The organism is Streptomyces turgidiscabies Car8, assembly GCF_000331005.1.
Lineage (GTDB): Bacteria > Actinomycetota > Actinomycetes > Streptomycetales > Streptomycetaceae > Streptomyces > Streptomyces turgidiscabies.
In genome coordinates this window covers 1-22,124 of sequence record NZ_AEJB01000163.1, presented here as the reverse complement: position 1 = coordinate 22,124, position 22,124 = coordinate 1, and the positions used below count along the sequence as shown (strand labels likewise).

The window sequence follows — 22,124 nt, the reverse complement described above, 5'->3', positions numbered from 1 at the left end:
CAACGAGCACGGTTAGGCCCTGTCGCTCGGATCAGCCCGGCCGTGAGGTGCGGTTCTTCTCGGCAGACCCGAGCGGGGCACGCCGCAGACGCGTGTGCCTGGGCCCGCGACGCCGAGATGATCCAGACGGCAGGGCCCGGGTCGCGCACACGGGTTCGGGAAGCAGCCGCGAGCACGCGGGAGCGCAGGAGGGTGTTCGACGGGATCAGACTCACCATGTCCGGCGTTCGCGCGGCTCACAGCCGTTCCCGGGGGGAACTCGTCACCCTCGCACCCCCCTCTAGAATCACCCCGTGAACACCCCCGTCTCTCCTGCTGACGCCCTGCGCGCCGCCCTCGCCGGTCTGCTCGACGGGCTGCCGCCGAAGGTCGCCGCACGGGCGGTCGAGCGGCTGATCGCCAACTACCGGGGGCGGACGCCGACCGACGCACCCGTGCTGCGTGACCGTTCCGACGTGGCCGCGTACGCCGCCTACCGGATGCCGGCCACGTTCGAGGCGGTGTGCTCGGTGCTGGAGGCCCTCGCCGAGGCCGCGCCCGGCTGGGCGCCCGGCAGTCATGTCGACGTCGGGGGCGGGACAGGGGCCGCGACCTGGGCCGTCAACGCCGTCTGGGCGGGAACGCGGCCCGTCACCGTCCTCGACTGGGCCGAGCCCGCGCTCACCCTCGGGCGCGAGATCGCCGCCGCCAACCCGGAGTTGAAGGGTGCGGAGTGGCAGCGCTCTCGGATCGGAGCGGCGCTCAAAATCGAGAGCACTGATCTCGTCACGATCTCCTACGTCCTGGGCGAACTGACCGAGGCCGACCGCACCTCCGTGGTCGACGCGGCGGCCGGCGCCGCCCAGACGGTCGTCGTCATCGAACCCGGCACCCCCGACGGCTACCTCCGCGTCATCGAGGCCCGCGACCAGCTCGTCCGCGCCGGCTTCCACGTCGCCGCCCCCTGCCCCCACAGCGCGGCCTGCCCGATCGTCCCCGGCGAGGACTGGTGCCATTTCGCCGCCCGCGTCAGCCGCTCCTCCCTCCACCGCCGGGTGAAGGGCGGCTCCCTCCCGTACGAGGACGAGAAGTTCAGCTACGTCGCGGCCACCCGCTTCCCGGTGACCCCGGCGACCGCCCGCGTCGTGCGCAAGCCGCAGATCCGTAAGGGCCAGGTGCTCCTCGACCTGTGCGAGACGGAGCCATCGCTGCGCCGGGACACCGTCACGAAGCGGCACGGGCTGCTTTACCGGGCCGCCCGGGACGCCGACTGGGGGGACGTGTGGCCGCCGGTGGAGGAGGGCGGGGAGTAACGCTTGACAGTCAGTCCCAGCAGGCGGCCGTGCCGCCGTCGCCCTCGGTGCCGACCGTCACCGCGTAGGCGAGGCCCGTGCCGACCTCGGGTGCGGGCGAGAAGCCGCCGGTGCGGAAGTCGACGGTGAGCAGCAGGTGCCGGTTCTTGTCGGTCCTGGTCCAGCAGGCTCCCTCGACGCCGGACGGCGGTGCTGCCGGGTCCGGGTCGGCCTCGGGGTGCCAGCCCTCGGCGCGGGCGGTCTCCGTGTAGTGGGCGATGACGGCGTCGGGCTTTCCCGGGAAGGCGTAGAGGCGGTCCGCGTGCAGCCAGGGCTTTCCGCCGCTGTCGTCGTCGCATCCGGTGGTCACTCCCGTACCCCGGTAGTTGACGGGTTCCACCGCGCCGGTCGGCGCCGAGCCGAGCAGTGGCTGCGCTGCCAGCCCCCTCAGTTCGGCGGCCGTACCGTGACAGCCGTCGTCACCGAGGGCGGAGCACCCGGCGAGGAGCGCCGCCGGCAGGACGAGGGCTGCCGCCAGTGGGACGCGGGCGGCGGCGGACGAGCGGAAGGGGGACAAGGGCGCTCCTGGAAATGCGGAAACCGACGGTCGGGCGGTCGGATCATCGCGTACGCACGGCCGCCGTTCAGCTGCCGCTCAGCCGCCGCCCGAGCCGCCCGACTCGACATCGGCGCTGTCTCCGCTGTTCGAATCATGCCCCGCGACAGGGGATGGCCAAATCGACAAGGGCGGTCACTCGGCGTCGAGTTGGTGGTCCGCCCAGACGTAGGTTTCGGGAAGCAACTCGGCGATGGGGACCGTTCGGACGCGGTCGCCTTCGCCACCGCTATCGCCTTCGCCTCCTCCGACGATGACCTTGAGGGCGGGGAAGTAGTCCAGGAGGACCTGACGGCAGCGGCCGCACGGAGGTACGACTCCTCGGTCGCGGTCGCCCACGGCGACGACGGTGTCCAGTTCGTAGACGCCCTGGGCGGCCGCCGTGCCGATGAGGACCAGTTCGGCGCAGGGGCCGCCGGTGAAGTGGTAGGCGTTCACCGCTGTGACGATCCGGCCGTCCCGGGCGCGGGCCGCCGCTGCCATGGTGTGGTTGTCCCCCCGGCAGCGGGTGCGGGCCACGTGGGCCGCCGCCTGGATGAGTTCGTGGTCGACGGGATGGGGCTGCGTCGTCATGGTTGCTCTGCGCCTTCGTCAGGTGTCGTCGGGCCCCCAATCTGCCCCATCCGACGACCCTGCTTCGCGCAGGCCTTCCTCCTCCGCCCGCTTTTCCTGCAACTTGCGCAGCAGCTCCCGCTTCTGGGCCTGCGGATCGATCCCGCCGCCCACCCTTCTGCCCCGGCCGCCGCCCCGCAGGGCGTTCCTGCCCAGGTTGCTTCGGGTGCCGCCGACTCCGAGCATGTCTCCGCCGCCTCGTGACATGGCGTGTCTCCTTCTGGTCGAAAAGTAGAGGGACGATACGTATCGTCTCGCTCGATGCAACTCCCTCACCTTCGGCGAGACGCTGCGTCTTGTCAACCTGATAAATTGCCGACATGGTCCAGAAGTCCACTCCCGCCGCCCCTCCCAAGCCCGCCCCCGACTCCACCCGCCGCAGCGAGAAGTCCCGTCGCGCCATCTACGACGCCGCCCTCGCCCTCATCGGTGAGGTCGGGTACCAGAAGACGACCATCGAGGGCATCGCCGCTCGCGCCGGAGTCGGCAAGCAGACCATCTACCGGTGGTGGTCCTCCAAGGGGGACGTGCTCATGGAGGCCTTCGTCGATCTGGCCGAGCGGACCGCCGAGGCCGCTCAGCCCGGGCAGGAGCGGGAGAACGCCATCCCTGACACCGGTGATCTCGCCGCAGACCTCAAGGCCGTACTGCGCGCCACCGTCGACGAACTGCGCGACCCGACGTTCGAGATCCCCTCCCGCGCCCTCGCCGCCGAAGGCGTCGTCAACGAGGAACTCGGCCGCAGATTCGTCACCAAGCTGCTCGAACCCTCCCTCCAGCTCTACGTCCAGCGACTGCGAGCCGCCCAGGACGCGGGGGAGGTGCGGGCCGGCGTCGACCCCCGTATCGCCCTCGAACTCTTCGTCTCGCCGCTCGCCCAGCGCTGGCTCCAGTACACCGGCCCGATCTCGTACGAGTACACCGACACCCTCGTCGACTACGCCCTCAACGGGATCGGCTCCACCGGCGGCAACAAGCGCGAAGATGGCTGAAAGCAGTGGGTGGTAAATCCTGCTAATCAGCCGGAAAACGGTTGATCCCACCTCTCGTACATCTCGTCCCCCCTACCCCGGATGGCGGCTCCGGCCCCCCACGGCGCAGGATGGTGGGAGCATGGAGCAGGCTGTCCGCACAACAGCAGCGAGGCGAGGCGATACATGAGCGCGGAGTTCGGCGGTAGTACGACGGGCCGGCAGGGCAGGATTTCCCAGTGGCTGCGCGGACGCCGTACGAATGCGCGCGAGGACGCCGCCACCGCCGCCGAGAGCGGGCGCCGCGAAGAACTGCTGCTCGCCGCCGCCCGTGCCGGACTGCCCCTCGCGCCCGCCGCGCACCCCTCCGCCTACCGGTGTTCCTGCGACCGCGTGGGCTGTCCCACGCCCGCCCGGCACCCGATCTCCTTCGCCTGGCACACGCAGTCCACCACCGACCGCGCCCAGATCGAGCGGTGGGCCAGGCACCAGCCGCAGGCCAACTTCATCACCGCGACCGGCATAGTCCACGACGTCCTCGACGTCCCCATCGACGCGGGGCGCGAGGCGCTGGAGCGGCTGCTCGGGGCCGGGATCGAGGTCGGACCCGTCGCCGAGAGCGACGACGGACGGCTGCTGTTCTTCACCCTCACCCGCGGCACCCCGGACGACGAGGACGAGTGGTGGCCCTGCGAGCTGGACTGCCACCCCGAGACCGCGGACGAGCATCCGGGCCTGCGTTGGCACTGCCGGGGGTCCTACGTCCTCGTACCGCCCGCCCGGTTGCCGGGCGACCAGGGCGTGTACTGGGTACGCGGGCCGGAGTTCGCCCTCCCCGACCCGCTCAGTCTGCTCGAAGTCCTCACCGACACCTGCGCCCGGTACGCCGGGGAGGAACCCGACCACGCCACCGCGGCCTGGCCCCACCGCGGCTGAGGGCGAACAGCCCCCTGACAAGCGGGAGTTACGGGAGGTGCGGGGTCACTCGCCCTGCGCCGCCGTCAGGCCCTGGATGCGGCTCAGGAACTTCACGCCCTGGTTCGCCGCGCCCCTGCCCGGGTCCAGCACCACCTGGTTCGACACGAACTCCAGTGTCAGCGACTGCTTGATCTCGCCCGTCGTCAGCGCCAGCACACTGTCGCTCGGCGCAGGGATCGACGTGCCCAGCGCGGCCGTCTGCTTCTCGTAGTGGTGCGTCGCGAAGAAGACCAGCGCGCCGCCGTCCTTCGTCCGCAGGCCCAGCGGGGCGAAGTCGTCCTTGGCGAGCGGCTCGTCGATGTACTGGGTGACGAGCCCGGGCTTGATGGCGCTCTTCTTGCGCTGTTCCAGCCAGCCGCTCGTGTGCACACCCGGCGTGAAGACGTCGCCGCCGCCGTCCTTCAGATACGTCGCGTAGTCCGTGCTCAAGTCCTTGGGCGCGACGGCCAGTTCGGCCGAGTTCGCCGTCACCGGCTCCGCGAGGCCGTCCTTGTCCGTCTTGAACGCCGGTACGTCGTCCGGGTCGAGCAGCGTCAGATACGCCACCGCCCACGGCTCGGCCACGTTGCTGCGGGTGAACACCAGCAGCCAGCGCGCCCCGTCACCCTTGTTGGCGTCGGCGTTCGCGACGAACCAGCGCGGCCAGCCCGCCTTCTTCGGGATCGTGAACCTGGTGTCCGTGAACTTCAGCGGTACGTACGACGGGTTGCCGGCCGGGCTGACCTCGTGCCCCGCGTCCAGCCGGGCCGCGTCGATCGCGCCCAGGGCGCCGGTGACGTAGTCGGCGTCCAGGGCACGGTCGTACGCCTTGTCCGCCTTGTTGTACGCGGCCGTGAAGTCCTTCAGCGCCTCGGCGGCCTCCGTCGGGCTCGCCGCCGGGAGAACCTCACGCTCGCCGTGCACCACGACACAGCCGCTCGCCGACAGCGCCAACACGGTCACCGAGGCCGCCGCGAGGGCGCTCCGGTCAAGAAGACTTCGTGGACTCCGTGGGCCGTGCCCCCTGCTCACGCTGCTCATCAGCTGGCTTCACCTTCCCCTTCCCGGAGGCGAACCCTACCGGGGCGAGGAAGAGTGCGAGTGTCGGGACCAGGTACAGCGCCCACACCGTGACCTGGAGGACGGTCGGGTCCGGCTGGAAGTTCAGGACGCCCTTGAGGAGCGTGCCGTACCAGCTGTCCGGCGGGATCGTCTCGCTGATGTCGAAGGCCTTGTTCGTCAGGCCGGGCACCCAGTCGGCCTCCTGGAGGTCGTGGAAGCCGTAGGCGAGGACGCCCGCCGCGACCACGACCAGCATGCCGCCGGTCCAGGTGAAGAACTTGGACAGGTTGATGCGCAGGGCGCCCCGGTAGAAGAGATAGCCGAGCAGGACCGCCGTCGCGATACCCAGCAGCACGCCGATCAGGGGCCCTTCGGTGCCGTCGCTCGACGCCCGCACCGACGCCCACACGAACAGCGCGGTCTCCAGACCCTCCCGGCCCACCGCCAGGAACGCGGTCGCGACCAGCGCGCCCGTGCCCATCTGGAGGGCCGCGTCCAGCTTGCCGTGCAGCTCCGCCTTCAGATGCCGGGCCGTACGCCGCATCCAGAAGACCATCCACGTCACCAGACCCACGGCGACGATGGACAGCGAGCCGCCGAGCGCCTCCTGCGCCTCGAACGTCAGCTCCTGGGAGCCGAATTCGAGCGCACAGCCGAAGGCGAGAGCCAGGGTGATGGCGACGGCGATGCCGATCCAGATCGGCTTCAGGGCGTCCCGGCGGTCCGTCTTCACCAGGTAGGCGATGAGGATGCAGACGACGAGACTGGCTTCCAGGCCCTCGCGCAGCCCGATCAGATAGTTCGCGAACATGGCTAGGCCCCCTCGGTGAACAGTGCCCGGCCCCACCAGTCGTCCTTGTCCCGGACGCCGGGCGGGACGGCGAAGACGGCCGAACCCACGTGCTGGATGTACTCGTTGAGCGCGTCGGTCGCGAGGTTGCGCTGCACGGGGATGAACCCCTTGCGGACGTCCCGCATGTAGGCGAGGAAGAACAGGCCCGCCTCCAGACGGCCGAGGCCGTCCGTGCCGTCCGTGAAGGAGTAGCCGCGGCGCAGCAGCGTCGCCCCGTGGTTGGAGTCGGGGTGCGCGAGGCGCACATGCGCGTCGGGCTTCATCGCCTTCAGGAACGGCTCGTCCCGCTCCTTCGCCTTGCCGACCGGGGCGCCCTCGCCCTTGTCGCGGCCGAAGATGTCCTCCTGCTCCTGCAGCGAGGTGCGGTCCCAGGGCTCGATGTGCATCCGGATGCGCCGGGCGACCAGATACGAACCCCCGTCCATCCAGGCCGACTTGTCGTCGGTGTCCGCGCCGTCCACCCACACGAACTTCTTCAGCCGGGCCTCCTCGGTGCCCGCGATGTTGCGGGTGCCGTCCTTGAAGCCCAGCAGGTTGCGCGGGGTCTGCTCCTCGGGGGTCGTCGAGGACGTCTTGCCGAAGCCGAGCTGCGACCAGCGCACCGAGACCTTGCCGAAGCCGATCCGGGCCAGGTTGCGCACGGCGTGCACCGCGACCTGCGGATCGTCCGAGCACGCCTGGACGCACACGTCGCCGCCGCTGCGGTTCCTGTCGAGGTTGTCGCCGGAGAACTGCGGCAGATCGACGAGCGCCTCGGGGCGCCGCTCCGCCATCCCGAGCTTCTCGAACAGGCCCGGTCCGAACCCGATCGTCAGCGTCAGCCGGGAGGGCTTCAGCCCCAGGGCCTCGCCGGTGTCGTCCGGCGGAGCCTCGGCGAGACCGCCGTACGCGCCCTCGCCGACCGCCAGCCCGGCGGTCATCCGCCGGGCCGCCGCCGTCCAGTCCTTGAGCATCTGCGCGAACTCGGCCCGGTCGTCCGTCTCCAGGTCGAACGCGGCGAAGTGCAGCCTGTCCTGCACCGGCGTCGAGATCCCCGCCTGGTGGCCGCCGTGGAAGTCGACGGCCCCGCCCGCGTCGGCGGCGACCGTCTGCACGTCGTCGCCGCCACGGGTCATCGCGACCGCGCCCCCGGCCGCGGCGGCCCCGAGCGCGAGCCCGGCCCCGCCCCAGCCGATCAGCGCACGCCGTGAGGTGGAGGTGCTGCCTTCGGTCTTCTCCGGTGTCTCCGTCATGACGTCGGTCCCCTCTACTTCACGACGGCGGCGGCGAGCTTGGACAGCGGCTCGGCGAGCGCGTTCACCGCGTCCGAGAGCTGCTTGCGATCGGCGTCGCCGACCTTGTCGTACGAGGTGAAGTCGTACGAGTTCTTGTCCGCGCGGTACTTGTCGAGCAGCGTGTTCAGGGCGGCGAACTGCTTGTCCAGCTCGGTGACCAGCGCCGCGTCGTTCTCGTTGGCGACCGGCTTCAGCAGCTCGTACGCGTCCTGGGCGCCCTCGACGTTGGCCTTGAAGTCGACGAGGTCGGTGTGCGAGTAGCGCTCTTCCTCGCCGGTGACCTTGCCGGTGGCGACCTCGTCGAGGAGTTCCTTGGCACCGTTGGCCATCGACGTCGGGGTGATCTCGGCCTTGCCGACCCGCTTCTGCCAGTCGGTGAGGTCGGTGATCAGCTCGGCGGCGAGGGTCTTGTCCTCGGCGGTGATCTTCTTGTCCTCCCAGAGGGACTTCTCCAGGCGGTGCCAGCCGGTGAACTTCTGGCCGGCCTCCAGACCGTCCGCGCGGACGTCGACCTTCGGGTCGATGTCACCGAAGGACTCGGCGACCGGCTCGGTGCGCTCCCAGCCGATACGGGAGGGCGCGTACGCCTTCTTCGCGGCCTCCAGGTCGCCGGCCTTGACCGCCTCGGCGAAGGTCCTGGCGAGCGGCAGCGTCGCGTCGGCCTGCTCCTGCGCGTACTTGCGGTACGCGGCGACAGCCGCGTCCAGGCGCGGGTCGCGCTTGGCGACCTTGCCGCCGGTGGCCTTGACGGCCTGCCGGATGCCGTCGCCCTTCATACCGGGCTTGCAGGCGATCGTGTAGTCGCCGGCCTTCACCTCGGCGGTGACCTTCTGCTTGGTGCCCGGGCCGATGTTCTCGCGCTCAGTGACGATCCGGTCGTCCGGGAAGAGGACGTAGACCTCGGTGACCTTGGAGCCCTTGTTCTGGATGTCCAGCTCGACGTGCCCGGCCGGGAACTCCTTCTTCGAGACCTCGCACTTGTCGTCGGTCGCGGTGACGCTGATGACGCGGTCGCCGCTGCCCGAACTGCCCTTCTCCGTGCACCCCGTGACGGCTGCCAGGGCCGCCGCGGTGGCGGCGGCGGTGACGACGGAGAGTCTGACGGCTCGCATGCGGGCTCCTGAGAATCGCGAGTGGCGAATGGCGAAAAAGTGACGTGTCGGGGCTCACACAGGTTTGGTGAGGCGGCCCTAACTTACCTAAGGCTTGCCTCAGTGATACCCGGACAATCGGTGATTCACCTCTCATGGGCGGCGCTGAGCACGCTCCGATCACGGCCGCTTAATGTGGATCTAAAGGAAAGCTAAAGCAGGCACCATGCACAGGCAATGCACAGGTCAAGATTCCCGACCGGTGAGATCAGGACAGCTCGGGTACGCGGATGCGGAACCCCTCGACGGGCCGCCGGTGGTCCTCCAACACCACGCGCTCGGAAGATCCCGTCGGGCGGCATCGCGCAGGACCACGACCACCGCCTCCCCGGCCACCGCCCGGACGCGTAGGGGCGTACAGGGGCGCGGAGTTGGTGGCGGCTGCCACCTGGGTGTTTGATGCGCGCGTGACTGATTACGACGTACTCCGCGTCTTCTGCGCGCCCAACGGGGGATACGGCAACGAGCTGGGCGTGATCCGTGAGGGCTCCGTCATGCCGGAGCGGAGCGAGCGGCAGGCGTTCGCGGCGAAACTCGGCTTCAGCGAGACCGTGTTCGTCGACGACCCCGAGCGCGGGATCATCGACATCTACACCCCCACGCTGCGACTGCCCTTCGCGGGCCATCCCTGTGTCGGTACGGCCTGGCTGCTCGACGTGCCCGAACTGGTCACCCCGGCCGGGCTGGTGGGGGCCCGCCTGGACGGGGAGTTCAGCTGGATCGAGGCCCGGGCGGAGTGGGTACCGGACCGGACGCTGCGGCGGCACGGATCCGCCGCGGAGGTCGACGCGTTGCCCGTGCCGCCGCCGGGGGAGTGGATCTACGCGTGGGCGTGGGAGGACGAGGCCGCGGGGCGGATCCGGGCGCGCGCCTTCCCCGGCCGCGACGACGGCATCGAGGAGGACGAGGCGACGGGGGCGGCGGCGTTGCTCCTGACCCACCAGCTGGGCCGCGCGCTCAACATCACGCAGGGCAAGGGGTCGCAGATCCTCACGGCCCCGCAGCCGATGGGGTGGGTGGAGGTCGGGGGACGGGTGTTCCTGGAACGCTGAATCTCAGCGTCGGCCCGCGTGGGGCCGGCTCAGGGCAGGGTCAGGATCTCGGCGCCCGAGTCCGTCACCACGAGCGTGTGCTCGAACTGGGCCGTGCGCCTGCGGTCCTTCGTGACGACGGTCCACCCGTCGTCCCACATGTCGTAGTCGTACGAGCCCAGCGTCAGCATCGGCTCGATGGTGAAGGTCATGCCCGGCTGGATGAGCGTCGTGGCGTGCGGGCTGTCGTAGTGCGGGACGATCAGCCCGGAGTGGAACGACGAGTTGATCCCGTGCCCGGTGAAGTCCCGGACGACGCCGTAGCCGAAGCGCTTGGCGTAGGACTCGATGACCCGGCCGATGATGTTGATCTGCCGTCCCGGCCGGACGGCCTTGATGGCCCGCTCCAGGGACTCCCGGGTCCGCTCCACCAGCAGCCGGGACTCCTCGTCGACGTCCCCGACCAGGTACGTCGCGTTGTTGTCGCCGTGCACCCCGCCGATGTACGCCGTCACGTCGAGGTTGACGATGTCGCCGTCCCGCAGCACCGTGGAGTCCGGGATGCCGTGGCAGATGACCTCGTTGACGGACGTGCACAGCGACTTGGGGAAGCCGCGGTAGCCGAGGGTGGACGGATAGGCACCGTGGTCGCACATGTACTCGTGCGCCACCCGGTCCAGCTCGTCGGTCGTCACCCCCGGCGCGATGAGTTTCGCGGCCTCCGCCATCGCCCGCGCGGCGATCCGCCCGGCGGTCCGCATGGCCTCGATGGTCGCGGGCGTCTGCACCTCCGCCCCGGTGTACGGCGTCGGTGCGGGCTTGCCGACGTACTCCGGGCGACGGATGTTCCCGGGTACGGAGCGGATGGGAGAGAGCTCCCCTGGTACGAGCAGTGACTGGCCAGACATGCCAGCGAGTTTAACGAGCTGTGGTGGGGGACGATGACCCTGGTGAAAGGAGTCCTGACCATGGCCCTGTTCAAGAAGCGCACGGTCGGCAAACCGGGCGAGTGGTTCTACTGCCTGGAGCACAAGAAGGTCGAGGAGGGCCCGGACTGCCCGGGCAAGGACCGCTTCGGCCCGTACACCACCCGCGCGGAGGCCGAACACGCGATGGAGACGGCCCGCGAGCGCAACCTCCAGTGGGAGAACGACCCCAAGTGGCACGACGCGCAGGCGCGCGGCGAGGACGGGGACTGACGGGCGGGGTGATTGAGGCGGTTCTCGGGGCGCGGGTGCGTTGTGGCTGGTCTCTCCCCCACTCTCGGCTTCGCTCGAGCGGGGGGACCCCCATCGCGGCGGAGCCGCAAATGTCACAGCCCCGCGCCCCTAGGGGGTTGCTGCCAGGCCTGTTGCTGTCTCCCGCTGCTTGCGCAGCCGTACCGCGTGCTCGTTCGTCCGTACGTCGTACCGCATCAGGCCCGGCAGGCACAGGGCCAGCAGCCCCACCCCGGCCACACACGCCAGGCCGCCCGACCACACGGACGCCCGTACCCCGCGCCACGCGGCCACACCACCCGCCCTGACCTGGCCGAGCTGCGGGCCGACGGAGTAGGAGAGCAGCTCGATACCGGCGAGGCGTCCGCGCAGCTCGTCCGGGATGGTCTGGTTCCACATCGCGCCCCGGAAGATCCCGCTGACCATGTCGAAGCAGCCGCTCACCAGCAGAAACAGCAGCACCAGCCACACGTTGCCGACGATGCCCGCCCCCGCGACGGCCAGCCCGAACCCCGCTGCCCCGAGCACGACCATCCGCCCGTGCCGGTGCACCCGTGAGGTCCAGCCGCTGGTGAGGCTCACGAGCAGCGCACCGGCCGGGATCGCCGCGTACATCAGGCCGAGCGACCACTCGGCGTCCAGTTCGTCGGCGAGGAACGGCAGGACGGCCAGCGGCATCGCGAGGAACATCGCGGCGAGGTCGATGGCGTACGTCCCGAGAAGCTCCTTGCGGTTCCACGCGTACCGGGCACCCTCCGCGATCGACCGCAGCGACGGCTTCGCGGCCTCGTGCGAGGCGGGGGAGGAGGCGAGCCCCACGACGAGGAGCACGGACACGGCGAAGGTCAGCAGATCGACGGCGTACGCCCAGCCGAGCCCGGCATAGGCCACGACGACCCCGGCGAGAGCCGGTCCCGCGACCCCGCCGACGGTCCAGCGCAGCGAGTTCAGCGAGGCGGCGGCCGGCAGGTGCTCATGGGCGACGATCCGCGGCATCAGCGAGTCGAGCGCGGGCCGCTGCACCGACCCGAGGGCCGAGGTGAGCGCGGCGACGACGTACAGCGGCCAGATCAGGGGTTCCGGCAGCACCGCGTTGACGAGCAGTACGGCGCACAGCACCCCCTGCCCCGCCTCCGTCCACAGGATCAGCTTCCGCTTGTCCGCCGCGTCGGCCAACGCCCCGCCGTACAGCCCGAACACGATCAACGGGACCAACTCCACGGCCCCGATCGCCCCGACCGCGGCGGCTGACCCGGTCAGCTCCTTCATCTGCACCGGCAGCGCGACGAAGGTCAGGAAACTCCCGAAGTTGGTGATCAGCCCCGACATCCAGAGCTTCCGGAAATCGACGGAGGCCCGCCAGGGCGCGAGATCGGGGAGAAGGGCACGGAGAGGGGAGGTCACGTGGGGTCATGCTGAGCGGTGGGGTGGACTGGGGGCAACAGGTTTTCGGGGGTGGGGCGCCTCGGGGATCGCGCCGGGCTGGGTGTGGGGTTCCGCCGGGGCGGGCGTCGCTCCTCGGGGCGGGCCTGCGTTTCGTCCGCCGGAGGCGGGTGAGGTGGCGAGACGGGTGGTGGGTGGGAAATGTACTTACCAGCGGGACGGAGGCGGTGCCGTCAGGACGTCCGCCAGCCGGGCCAGACGGTCACGGAAACGCCGGCGCCCCCGTACGACAGGCACCCCGTTCTCCCCGGCGGCCGCGCTCACCAGGTGCTGCACGGTGTCCAGGTCCAGCTCCAACCCCTCCGGCACCGCCAGCGACTCATGCGCCATCGACACCAGCTCCCCCTCACCCGACCCCAGCACCAGCACCTTCGCCCCACCCCGCCGAGCGTCATGCACCCGCTCCAGCAGGGCGCCGCCCACCCCCTCCGGCGCCACCACCAGCAAGGTCTCACCCCGGCGCGCCGCCTCGATCCGCCCGAGCCCGACCGACAGCCGCCCGGGACCGGAGGCCGGCGTGTCATGCCGTACGAGGGTCGGCGCCAGCTCAGGCGTCCCGGACCAGGCCGCCTCGTCCACGAGATGTGCCGCCAGGTGCCACGGCTCGTACTCCGGCGTCCCCACCAACAGCAAGCCGCCTCCGTACGACACCACGGAACCCCGTAACGTCGCCGCGAACCTCCGTGTGGCCCCCAACCACTCGGTTCCAGCGAGCACTTCGCGCAACAACGCGACCCGTACGGCGTCCATGACCGCGCATCCTGCCGCAACAGGCAACCCGGGGCGCGCCCTTCACCATGTTTTCGCCCAACCTGGGTAAGAACCCGGTCCGCCCCCGTACGGACAGTCACCGACGCCGATACCGATACCGATACCGACCCAGTCACCGTCTTCGTCAAGGAGCCGCACATGCCAGTAGAGACGAGCATCCCCTTCTGGTCCGGCCAGGAGGGCTACGCCAGCTACCGCATCCCCGCCGTCGTCGTCACCCACGCCGGCACCGTGCTTGCCTTCTGCGAGGGCCGGGTCGACTCCGCCTCGGACCACGGGCACATCGACATCGTCCTGAAGCGGTCCACGGACGGCGGCCGCACCTGGGGCCCGCTCATCGTCGCCGCCAAGAACGGCGACACGAACCTCGCCGGCAACCCCGCCCCCGTCGTCCTCGACAACGGCCACATCCTCCTCGTGTACATCCGGGCCTCGGGCACGGTGACCGAGAAGGACATCCTGCTCGGCAACGTGTCGGCGGCCGACGGACGCCGGATCTGGGTCAGGCACAGCGACGACGACGGCGTCACCTGGTCCTCCTCCGTGGAGATCACCGACCAGGTGAAGCACGCGAACTGGCGCTGGTACGCCACCACCCCCGGCCACGCCATCCAGCTGGGCACCGGCCGGATCGTCGTCGCCGCCAACCACACGATCCCGCCCACCGGGACGGACCTGGGCAACGAGGCCCGCTACAACAGCGGCCACTGCCTGCTCAGCGACGACCGGGGCAAGACCTGGCGCATCGGCTACCTCGACGAGAACACCAACGGCTACATCAACGTCAACGAGACCACCGCCGCCGAACTCCCGGACGGCCGCGTCTACTTCAACACCCGTAACGACTCACCGTCCCCGGGCAACCGCGCCGACGCCCACTCCACGGACGGCGGCGTGACCCTCGTCAAGCCCTTCCGCCCGCAGGCCGGACTGTCCGCCCCCGTCTGCCAGGGCAGCGTGCTCCAGCTCCGCGACCCCGACCTGCTCCTCTTCTCCGGCCCCGCCGATCCCGCCGCCCGCGCCCTGATGACCATCCGCGTCTCCACCGACGGCGGCACCACCTGGCGCCCGGCGGACACGGTGAACGGGCTGCCCGCCGCCTACTCCGACCTCGTCCGGGTCGACGCCCACACCGTCGGACTCCTCTTCGAGACGGGTGACTTCGGCCCGTACGAGAGGATCCCCTTCCGGCGGGTCCCCGTGACCCAGCTCACCTGAGCCGGTGGGCGCGCGGACACGGACGTAAGGTCGGCCCATGACCTCTACCGACAGTGCACAGACCCCTGCCGAGGCTCCCGCGAAAGCTCCCGCGAAGGACCCCTGGGACCTTCCCGACGTGTCCGGGCTCGTCGTCGGCGTGCTCGGTGGGACCGGGCCGCAGGGCAAGGGCCTTGCCTACCGGCTCGCCAGGGCCGGGCAGAAGGTGATCATCGGGTCGCGCGCGGCCGACCGCGCGCAGGCCGCCGCCGACGAACTCGGCCACGGTGTCGAGGGCGCCGACAACGCCGAGACCGCGCGCCGCAGCGACATCGTGATCGTCGCCGTGCCCTGGGACGGACACGGCAAGACCCTCGAATCCCTGCGCGAGGAACTGGCCGGCAAGCTCGTCGTCGACTGCGTGAACCCGCTCGGCTTCGACAAGAAGGGCGCGTACGCGCTGAAGCCGGAGGAGGGCAGCGCCGCCGAACAGGCCGCCGCCCTGCTGCCGGACTCCCGGGTCACGGCCGCCTTCCACCACCTGTCGGCCGTACTCCTCCAGGACCCGGAGATCGAGGAGATCGACACGGACGTGATGGTCCTCGGCGAGGAGCGGGCCGACGTGGAGATCGTGCAGGCCCTGGCCGGCCGTATCCCCGGCATGCGCGGGGTCTTCTCCGGCCGGCTGCGCAACGCCCACCAGGTCGAGTCGCTGGTCGCCAACCTGATCTCCGTGAACCGCCGCTACAAGGCCCACGCGGGCCTGCGCGTCACCGACATCTGAGCGGATGGGGGACACTGGACGGGTTTCCGGCAGTGTCCCCCGACAGGAGCCACCTGATGCCCCGCCTCGCCCTCTACGCCCTGATCGTCTGCGTGCTCGCCGTGGCCGCGGCCGTCGTGTCCTTCGTCCAGGGCAACTGGCTGGGGATCGTGTGGGTACTGCTGGCCGGGCTGTCGTCCAACATGTGCTGGTACTACGCCCGGCGCGCGAAGGTACGGAGTTAGCCGCCGACGCCCGTGAGGCAGATGTCGTTGTTTTCCTTCCAGAAGCGGAAGAGGGTCAGTCCGCAGTCCGCGTAACCCTGGTCGACCCCCAGGGCGCTCAGGACGACGTCGATCCCGTCGAAGAACTCCCTGTTCACCGGCCCGAGCCACAGCACCGCGAACACGAACAGCAGCCCGAACGGGGCGAACGGCTCCACCTGGCGCTTGATCTTGTACGACAGCCACGGCTCGATCACGCCGTACCCGTCCAGGCCGGGCACCGGCAGGAAGTTCAGGATCGCGGCCGTAACCTGGAGCAGCGCGAGGAAGGCCAGGGCGAATCGAAAAGCCCACGGCACCCCGTCCAGCGCGTCCAGCCAGAACGGCGCGGTGCACACGAGGGCGAACAGCACGTTCGTCAGCGGACCGGCGGCCGAGATCAGACTGTGCTTCCAGCGGCCGTGGATGCGGTTGCGTTCGATGAAGACGGCGCCGCCGGGCAGCCCGATCCCGCCCATGATCACGAAGATCACCGGCAGCACGATGCTGAGCAGGGCGTGCGTGTAAGCGAGGGGATTGAGGCTCAGGTAGCCCTTGCTTCCCACGGTGATGTCACCTGAGTGATGCGCCGTGCGCGCGTGCGCGTACTCGTGCAGGCACAGCGACACGATCCACGCCGCCGTCACGAACAGGAACACGGCGACACCGGGCTGCTCGGCGAACCCGGTCCAGGTGGCCCAGCCCGTGACCGCCGTGACGGCCAGGATCCCGACGAAGACCGGGCTGATCCGCCGGTCGCTGTTGCGGGTGGTGGCGGTGGTCATGGGGCGCGACTCCTGAGGATTCGGTGGACAGTGCCGTACACGACTGCGCGGGCGGGTCGACGGTACCCGTGCTCTGTCAGGAACGTCCCACCGAGGGCCGGAGGTTCCTGGATGTTCCCGGAGATCCTGGACTTCTCCCTGGTCACCGCTGCGTAAACCCGCGCGCGCCACGGACTCGTCCCCGGAGAGAATGGACCCGTGCGCTACCGCATCCTCGGCACCACCCAGGCACTCCGTCCCGACGGCACCTCCCTCCCGGTCGGCGGCGCGCGGCTGCGCGCCCTGCTGACCGTGTTCGCCCTGCGGCCCGGCCGGACCGTGCCGGCGGGCGTCCTGGTGGAGGAGGTGTGGAACGGTGACGTGCCCGCCGACGCGCCGGCCGCGCTGCAGGCGCTGGTCGGCCGGCTCCGCCGTGCGCTCGGCCCGGACACCATCGCCTCGGCCGAGGGCGGCTACCGGCTGTGCGCCGCGCCGGACGACGTCGACCTGCACCGCTTCGCACGGCTCGCCGAGGAGGGCACGCGCGCGCTGGCCGACGACGACCCGGCCAAGGCCGCCGTCGTCCTCGACGACGCCCTCGCCCTGTGGCACGGACCGGCCCTCGCCGACCTCCCCGACCGCACCGCCGAGGCCGCCCGCTGGGAGACCCGCCGACTGGACACACGCCGGGCCCGGCTCACCGCCGCGCTGGCGCTGGGCGCCGCCGAACAGTCGCTGCCCGAACTGACCGCCCTCTGTGACAGCCACCCCCTGGACGAGCCCCTGCAGGCGCTCCGGCTGCGCGCACTGCGGGACGCGGGCCGCCCCGCCCAGGCGCTGGCCGCGTACGACGACGTACGCCATCTGCTGGCGGACCGCCTCGGCGCGGACCCCGGTCCCGAACTGCGTTCCCTGCACGCGGGAGTTGCTGAAGACCGGGTGGCGCGGGAGACGGTGCGCGGGGCACCGCCGCTCCCACCGGCGACGGCGCCACGAACCCCGGGGAAGCGGCTCCCGCACACGGCGGTGCGCCGGCCCGCCGTACGCCCCGGCCCATGGCCTCCTCCAACGGCTCCCGTACCCCGGCCCAGGCCTCGCCCGCCCCTCCGCCTTCGCCGCCGCCCTCGCTGCCGGGCAACCTCCGCGCCCGTCTCACCTCCTTCGTGGGCCGGGAGACGGACATCGAGGTCATCCGGGGCGACCTCGCCGCGGCCCGGCTCGTGACGCTGCTCGGGCCCGGCGGCGCCGGCAAGACACGGCTGTCGCAGGAGGCCGCCGAAGCCGTACGGGACGGTACGGCGGACACGGCGCCCGACGGGGTGTGGCTGGCCGAACTCGCGCCGGTCGTCGACCCGGACGCCGTACCGGAGGCCGTCCTGACCGCCCTCGGCGCACGCGAGACGGTGCTGCGCGGGGCCGGCGCCGAGGAGTTGCGCGCCGCCTCCGCGGAACGCCACGACGACCCCCTCGTACGCCTCACCGAGCACTGCGCCAACCGGCGGATGCTGATCCTCCTCGACAACTGCGAGCACGTCATCGACGCCGCCGCGCACCTCGTCGCGGAGCTGCTGACGCGCTGCCCGGGGATCACGGTGCTCGCCACCAGCCGTGAACCCCTGGGCGTTCCGGGGGAGTTGGTGCGTCCCGTCGAACCGCTCCCCGAGCCCGTGGCGCTGCGGCTGCTCGCCGACCGAGGGGTGGCCGCCCGGCCCGGGTTCCGGGTCGAGGACGATCCGGAGGCGGCGGCCGAGATTTGCGGGCGGCTCGACGGACTGCCGCTCGCCATCGAACTGGCCGCCGCCCGGCTGCGGTTGCTGTCGCTGCGGCAGATCGCCGACCGGCTCGACGACCGGTTCCGGCTGCTCACCTCCGGCAGCCGTACCGTCCTGCCCCGCCAGCAGACCCTGCGGGCTGTCGTCGACTGGTCCTGGGACCTGCTCGACACGGACGAACGGGACGTCCTGCGGCGGCTGTCCGTCTTCGCGGGCGGCTGCGACCTCGCCGCCGCCGAGGCGGTGTGCGGGCCCGTCGCGCTCGAAGCGCTCGCCTCCCTCGTCGACAAGTCCCTTGTCGTGGCCGCCCCTTCGGACGACAACGACGCCATGCGCTACCGGCTGCTCGAGACCGTCGCCGAGTACGCCGGTGAGCGACTCGACGAGGCGGGCGCCCGCCCCGAGGCCGAGCACGCGCACCTCACGCACTACCGCGAACTCGCCCGCACCACCGACCCGTTGCTGCGCGGACCCGGTCAGTTCGCCGCCCTCGGCGTGTTCCAGCGGGAGAGCGAGAACATCCGCGCCGCCCTCCGCCACGCCGTCACCACACGTGACGAACAGGAGGCGCTCTGCCTGGTCCTGTCGATCTCCTGGTACTGGCAGATGCGCGATCTGCGGCTCGCCGGCCGCAACTGGTCCCGCGAGGTCATGAACCTCGGCCCCGACCCCTTCGCCTCCCCCGTCCGCCCGGCCCAGCGTGTGTGGGAGCGCTGCACGGACACTCCGCTGCCCTGGCACGGCGAACTCCTCGAAGAGGCCCGCCGCGGCGTCCACCTCGTCCATCTCGCCTCCATGGACATGGAGTTGGAGGTGTGGCAGACACCCGAGGCCCGGCAGAAGCTGCGCGCCATCACCGAGGTCTACGAACCCGGCGCCCCGCAGACCTGCCGCTACCCCGGCCTCCTCTGGTTCTACGCCGTCATGCTCACCCGCGACATGGAGCGGCTCAGCGTCATCGTCGGTGAGTCCGTGCGCACCTGCCGCGAGGCACAGCCCGCCTACGAGTGGGAGCTCGCCGCCTGTCTACAGATGCGCGCCAACGTCCTCGCCAACCGCAGCGACTGGGCCGGCGACGCGACCCGCGACGCCGACGAGTCGCTGGAGATCTTCCGCCGGCTCGGGGACGCCTGGGGCGCCGCCGAGGCGCTCTCCGCACGCGGTGAGGCCCGCGAACGCAAGGCCGAGTACGAGAGCGCCGCCATCGACTTCCGGGACGCGATGGAACTCGCCGACCAGCTCGGCGCCCGGGCCCAGAAGACCGTGCTCGCCGCCCGCCTCGGCAACGTGTTCCTGGAGGCGGGCAGGACCGAGGAAGGCGAACAGCTGCTGCGCGACGTGATCGAGAAGTCGGCCGGAATGGTCAACGAGGCCATGCCCGCCGCCCGGCTCTTCCTCGCGGCCTGGCTCGGCATCACCGACCGCGTCTCCGAGGCGCGTGAGCAACTCCGGCTGCTGCGCGCGGAGTTCAGAGCAGCCTCGTTCGTCGTCTTCGACGCGTTCATCCTCGGCGCGGAGTCCTGGCTGGACGTCGCGGAAGAACACTACGAGGAGGCCCTCGACAAGGCGCGACAGGCGGTGAGCCGTGCCGACGACGAGCTGGCCCGCGCCATCGCCCCCCATCTGCGCTCCACCCTGCTGATCACCGGCGCGGCCGCCCTGGTCGGCTTCGACCCCGCCCGTGCCCACGACGCCGCGCGCTGTCTGGGCGCCGCCGACGCCCTGTTGCCGCCCGGCCATGTCTCCGGACGCACGGAGCGCGAGGTCCGCGCCCGCTCCGTCCGAGCGGTCCGTGACGTGCTCGGCGACGAGGCGTACGAGACGGCGTACGAGGAGGGCGCTCGCCTCTCCCCCGGGGAGGCGACCGCCCTCGTCTGACGTCCGGCACGCAGCTGTCAGCACGTGGTGCCCTGGTGTCCGCGCGCGGTCAGCTCTTCGTACGGAACTTGTGGATGGCGACCGGCGCCATCACCGCCGTGATGGCCACCGACCAGCCGACGGTCACCCACAGGTCGTGCGCCACCGGGCCGCCCACCATCAGTCCACGGGCCGCGTCCGCGAGCGTGGACAGCGGGTTGTAGTCGGTGAACGTCTGCAGCCAGCCCGGCATCGACCGGGTCGGGGCGAAGATCGACGAACCGAACTGGAGCGGGAACAGCACCAGGAAGCCCATCGCCTGCACGGACTGCGCGCTCTTCATGATCACGCCCAGGGTGAGGAACACCCACATGATCGACGAGGCGAACAGCGTGGCCAGACCCACGGCCGCGAACAGTCCGGGCCAGTTCTCGATGTCGAAACCGACCAGGACGGCGACGATCATCAGCACGGTCGTCGCGAACAGCATCCGGACCAGCTCGACCGAGATCTTCGCGAACAGCACCGAGCCGCGCCCGATCGGCAGGGACCGGAAACGGTCCATGACACCGGAGTTGAAGTCCTGGCTGAAGCCGGTGCCGACGCCCTGGGACAGGGTCATGCTCATCATCGCGATCATGCCGGGGATCACGTACTGCACGTACCCGTCCTGGCCGCCGCCCGTGGCCTGACCGATCGAGCCGCCGAAGACGAACACGAACAGCAGGGTGAAGATGATCGGCATCAGCAGCGCGTCGGCCATCGACTCCGGGTCCTGCCGGATCCACAGAAGATTGCGCCGGACGAGGGCGCCGGTGTGGCGCAGATGACTACGCAGGGGGATACGGCCGTCGCCCTGGATCTCCTGCACGGGAACGGGCGCGGTCACGGTCGCGGTGCTCATACGGTGACCTCCTCTCGGGTGTCGGCGGGCGTGGTGTCGTCCTGCGGGGTGCTGGCGCGATGGCCGGTGAGGGACAGGAACACCTCGTCCAGGCTGGGCAGTTCGGTGGAGATCGAGGCGATCGTGATGCCGCGCGCGACGACCGCGCCGGTCACGGCGGTGAGCTGCTCGTCGCTCAGGATCGGCACCAGGACACTGCCGTTGGTGGTGTCCACGGCGGTGGTGGCGAGGCCGGTGATGCCGAGGTCGTCCAGATCGCGGGCGAGCGGGCGCAGTTGCAGCGGATCGGCGGGCCGGATCCGCAGCGTACGGCCGCCGACCTTCGCCTTCAGCTCGTCGATCGCGCCACCGGCGACGACCTTCCCCCGGTCGATGACGACGAGCTCGGAGGCGAGCTGTTCGGCCTCCTCCATGTACTGGGTGGTGAGCAGCACGGTCACGCCGTCGCCGACCATCCGCTTGACCTCGCTCCAGACCTCCTGGCGGGTACGGGGGTCGAGCCCGGTGGTGGGTTCGTCGAGGTAGAGGACGACGGGCCGGCCGATCATCGAGGCGGCCAGGTCGAGCCGCCGGCGCATACCGCCGGAGTACGTGCTCGCCGGCCGCTTGGCCGCGTCGGTGAGGGAGAAGCGTTCCAGCAGCTCGTCGGCGCGGGCGCGGGCGTCCTTGCGGGTCAGGTCGAGGAGCCGCCCGATCATGTACAGGTTCTCCCAGCCCGGGAGCTTCTCGTCCACGGAGGCGTACTGACCGGTGAGCCCGATCACGCGCCGCAGCTGCCGGGGCTGCCGCAGCACGTCGTACCCGGCGACGGTGGCATGCCCCGAGTCGGGCCGCAGCAGGGTGGAGAGGATGCGTACGAGGGTGGTCTTGCCGGCGCCGTTGGGTCCGAGCACACCGAGCACGGTGCCTTCCCGGACGTCCAGGTCGACGCCGTCCAGCGCCTTGGTCTCGCCGTAGTGCTTGACCAGCCCCCGCACGGAAACGGCATGTGTGACCCCGTCGGCGGGGCGGTTGTCGATTCGCGTCATGAACCGAACCTGTCACCCCCCACCGACAAACCACCTACAGACCACCGACAGGGGCTGACCCGGTACGGGAACCGCGGCGGAGCGGTCCCGGATCAGTAGCCGTAGATCATCTTGTAGGCGACCTCGGGGAGGAACTGTCCGGCCGAGGAGCCGCTGCCGGCGCCGCAGTTGCCGTCGGACTCGCCCGGGACCTTGATCCACAGGAGCATCTCGGCGCCTCCGCCCAGCTGGGTGGGGGTGCCGAGCTTGCGGCCCGAAGGGTTGCACCACTGGCCGTTGGAGCCGTTTCCGTTGCGGCTGGTGTCCACGACGAACGGCTTGGTGTAGCCGTACCGTGCACGCAGTTC

At 70.9% G+C, this 22,124-nt stretch carries 22 protein-coding genes and 1 pseudogene; 9 read left to right on the top strand and 14 right to left on the bottom strand.

Going from position 1 to position 22,124, the window contains the following annotated elements:
• The first annotated feature begins 293 nt into the window (after nucleotides 1–293).
• Nucleotides 294–1,292: a small ribosomal subunit Rsm22 family protein gene (locus STRTUCAR8_RS10435; RefSeq protein ID WP_006375563.1), complete on the top strand. Its 999-nt coding sequence runs from the start codon at nucleotides 294–296 to the stop codon at nucleotides 1,290–1,292.
• A 10-nt stretch (nucleotides 1,293–1,302) separates the two neighbouring features.
• Here the strand turns inward: STRTUCAR8_RS10435 and STRTUCAR8_RS10430 are convergent, their stop codons facing one another.
• From STRTUCAR8_RS10430 to STRTUCAR8_RS10420, 3 genes are all read right to left on the bottom strand, one after another.
• Entirely contained in the window at nucleotides 1,303–1,848 is a 546-nt protein-coding gene (locus STRTUCAR8_RS10430; protein ID WP_006375578.1) for a hypothetical protein, read from the bottom strand.
• A gap of 174 nt (nucleotides 1,849–2,022) precedes the next feature.
• A complete protein-coding gene (locus STRTUCAR8_RS10425) occupies nucleotides 2,023–2,460 on the bottom strand; it encodes a cytidine/deoxycytidylate deaminase family protein (protein WP_006375558.1) in 438 nt (145 codons plus the stop codon).
• An 18-nt stretch (nucleotides 2,461–2,478) separates the two neighbouring features.
• Entirely contained in the window at nucleotides 2,479–2,706 is a 228-nt protein-coding gene (locus STRTUCAR8_RS10420) for a DUF6243 family protein (RefSeq protein WP_006375561.1), read from the bottom strand.
• Between the two features lie 113 nt (nucleotides 2,707–2,819).
• On the opposite strand from STRTUCAR8_RS10420, the gene STRTUCAR8_RS10415 reads away from it, so the two are divergent.
• Both STRTUCAR8_RS10415 and STRTUCAR8_RS10410 read left to right on the top strand, forming a co-directional pair.
• Nucleotides 2,820–3,491, top strand: coding sequence for a TetR/AcrR family transcriptional regulator (locus STRTUCAR8_RS10415; protein ID WP_006375572.1), 672 nt, complete (start codon nucleotides 2,820–2,822; stop codon nucleotides 3,489–3,491).
• Nucleotides 3,492–3,656: 165 nt separating this feature from the next.
• Nucleotides 3,657–4,406: a bifunctional DNA primase/polymerase gene (locus STRTUCAR8_RS10410; RefSeq protein WP_006375574.1), complete on the top strand. Its 750-nt coding sequence runs from the start codon at nucleotides 3,657–3,659 to the stop codon at nucleotides 4,404–4,406.
• 45 nt (nucleotides 4,407–4,451) lie between these two features.
• Here the strand turns inward: STRTUCAR8_RS10410 and STRTUCAR8_RS10405 are convergent, their stop codons facing one another.
• Genes STRTUCAR8_RS10405 through efeO form a run of 4 tightly spaced genes read right to left on the bottom strand, consistent with a single transcriptional unit; the run spans nucleotide 4,452 to nucleotide 8,728 of the window.
• Nucleotides 4,452–5,459, bottom strand: coding sequence for an SCO2278 family lipoprotein (locus STRTUCAR8_RS10405; protein ID WP_006375577.1), 1,008 nt, complete (start codon nucleotides 5,457–5,459; stop codon nucleotides 4,452–4,454).
• A complete protein-coding gene (efeU, locus tag STRTUCAR8_RS10400; RefSeq protein ID WP_006375570.1) occupies nucleotides 5,416–6,300 on the bottom strand; it encodes an iron uptake transporter permease EfeU in 885 nt (294 codons plus the stop codon). Before efeU ends, STRTUCAR8_RS10405 begins: the two co-directional genes overlap by 44 nt.
• Nucleotides 6,301–6,302: 2 nt before the next feature.
• The gene (efeB, locus tag STRTUCAR8_RS10395; RefSeq protein WP_006375569.1) at nucleotides 6,303–7,574 is read right to left on the bottom strand and encodes an iron uptake transporter deferrochelatase/peroxidase subunit; all 1,272 of its coding nucleotides are present in this window, start codon (nucleotides 7,572–7,574) and stop codon (nucleotides 6,303–6,305) included.
• Nucleotides 7,575–7,588: 14 nt separating this feature from the next.
• Nucleotides 7,589–8,728, bottom strand: a complete 1,140-nt coding sequence (gene efeO / locus STRTUCAR8_RS10390; protein ID WP_006375560.1) for an iron uptake system protein EfeO — start codon at nucleotides 8,726–8,728, stop codon at nucleotides 7,589–7,591.
• A 446-nt stretch (nucleotides 8,729–9,174) separates the two neighbouring features.
• On the opposite strand from efeO, the gene STRTUCAR8_RS10385 reads away from it, so the two are divergent.
• A complete protein-coding gene (locus tag STRTUCAR8_RS10385; RefSeq protein ID WP_006375556.1) occupies nucleotides 9,175–9,819 on the top strand; it encodes a PhzF family phenazine biosynthesis protein in 645 nt (214 codons plus the stop codon).
• Nucleotides 9,820–9,848: 29 nt separating this feature from the next.
• Here the strand turns inward: STRTUCAR8_RS10385 and map are convergent, their stop codons facing one another.
• Nucleotides 9,849–10,706 (bottom strand): type I methionyl aminopeptidase, encoded by an 858-nt coding sequence (gene map / locus STRTUCAR8_RS10380; protein WP_006375562.1) that lies wholly within the window; start codon nucleotides 10,704–10,706, stop codon nucleotides 9,849–9,851.
• Nucleotides 10,707–10,766: 60 nt separating this feature from the next.
• Here map and STRTUCAR8_RS10375 point away from each other — a divergent pair, with 60 nt between their 5' ends.
• Nucleotides 10,767–10,997 (top strand): hypothetical protein, encoded by a 231-nt coding sequence (locus tag STRTUCAR8_RS10375; protein WP_006375564.1) that lies wholly within the window; start codon nucleotides 10,767–10,769, stop codon nucleotides 10,995–10,997.
• Nucleotides 10,998–11,126: 129 nt separating this feature from the next.
• Here STRTUCAR8_RS10375 and STRTUCAR8_RS10370 read toward each other — a convergent pair whose 3' ends face one another.
• Both STRTUCAR8_RS10370 and STRTUCAR8_RS10365 read right to left on the bottom strand, forming a co-directional pair.
• Nucleotides 11,127–12,419, bottom strand: coding sequence for an MFS transporter (locus STRTUCAR8_RS10370; protein ID WP_006375573.1), 1,293 nt, complete (start codon nucleotides 12,417–12,419; stop codon nucleotides 11,127–11,129).
• Between the two features lie 186 nt (nucleotides 12,420–12,605).
• A complete protein-coding gene (locus STRTUCAR8_RS10365; protein WP_006375579.1) occupies nucleotides 12,606–13,208 on the bottom strand; it encodes a hypothetical protein in 603 nt (200 codons plus the stop codon).
• A 159-nt stretch (nucleotides 13,209–13,367) separates the two neighbouring features.
• Between STRTUCAR8_RS10365 and STRTUCAR8_RS10360 the strand changes: the two genes are divergently transcribed.
• The 3 genes from STRTUCAR8_RS10360 to STRTUCAR8_RS53270 are packed head-to-tail and all read left to right on the top strand — an operon-like array spanning nucleotide 13,368 to nucleotide 15,434.
• Nucleotides 13,368–14,447: a sialidase family protein gene (locus tag STRTUCAR8_RS10360; protein WP_006375575.1), complete on the top strand. Its 1,080-nt coding sequence runs from the start codon at nucleotides 13,368–13,370 to the stop codon at nucleotides 14,445–14,447.
• A 37-nt stretch (nucleotides 14,448–14,484) separates the two neighbouring features.
• The gene (gene npdG / locus STRTUCAR8_RS10355) at nucleotides 14,485–15,210 is read left to right on the top strand and encodes an NADPH-dependent F420 reductase (RefSeq protein ID WP_006375568.1); all 726 of its coding nucleotides are present in this window, start codon (nucleotides 14,485–14,487) and stop codon (nucleotides 15,208–15,210) included.
• Between the two features lie 56 nt (nucleotides 15,211–15,266).
• The gene (locus STRTUCAR8_RS53270; RefSeq protein ID WP_006375559.1) at nucleotides 15,267–15,434 is read left to right on the top strand and encodes a hypothetical protein; all 168 of its coding nucleotides are present in this window, start codon (nucleotides 15,267–15,269) and stop codon (nucleotides 15,432–15,434) included.
• Here the strand turns inward: STRTUCAR8_RS53270 and STRTUCAR8_RS10350 are convergent.
• Nucleotides 15,431–16,237 carry a site-2 protease family protein gene (locus STRTUCAR8_RS10350; protein ID WP_006375557.1) on the bottom strand — a complete coding sequence of 269 codons (807 nt, stop codon included), beginning with the start codon at nucleotides 16,235–16,237 and terminating at the stop codon, nucleotides 15,431–15,433. The two genes, STRTUCAR8_RS53270 and STRTUCAR8_RS10350, sit on opposite strands and share 4 nt — an antisense overlap.
• 198 nt (nucleotides 16,238–16,435) lie before the next feature.
• Here STRTUCAR8_RS10350 and STRTUCAR8_RS10340 point away from each other — a divergent pair.
• A pseudogene (locus STRTUCAR8_RS10340) lies at nucleotides 16,436–19,866 on the top strand (AfsR/SARP family transcriptional regulator).
• Between the two features lie 49 nt (nucleotides 19,867–19,915).
• Here STRTUCAR8_RS10340 and STRTUCAR8_RS10335 read toward each other — a convergent pair.
• The 3 genes from STRTUCAR8_RS10335 to STRTUCAR8_RS10325 form a co-directional block, all read right to left on the bottom strand.
• On the bottom strand, nucleotides 19,916–20,749 hold the full coding sequence (locus STRTUCAR8_RS10335; RefSeq protein ID WP_006375566.1) for an ABC transporter permease: 834 nt from the start codon (nucleotides 20,747–20,749) through the stop codon (nucleotides 19,916–19,918).
• Entirely contained in the window at nucleotides 20,746–21,777 is a 1,032-nt protein-coding gene (locus STRTUCAR8_RS10330; RefSeq protein ID WP_006375567.1) for an ATP-binding cassette domain-containing protein, read from the bottom strand. Before STRTUCAR8_RS10330 ends, STRTUCAR8_RS10335 begins: the two co-directional genes overlap by 4 nt.
• A gap of 92 nt (nucleotides 21,778–21,869) precedes the next feature.
• Nucleotides 21,870–22,124: glycoside hydrolase family 6 protein (locus STRTUCAR8_RS10325; RefSeq protein WP_006375571.1), on the bottom strand; the 255-nt coding region annotated here is incomplete at its 5' end.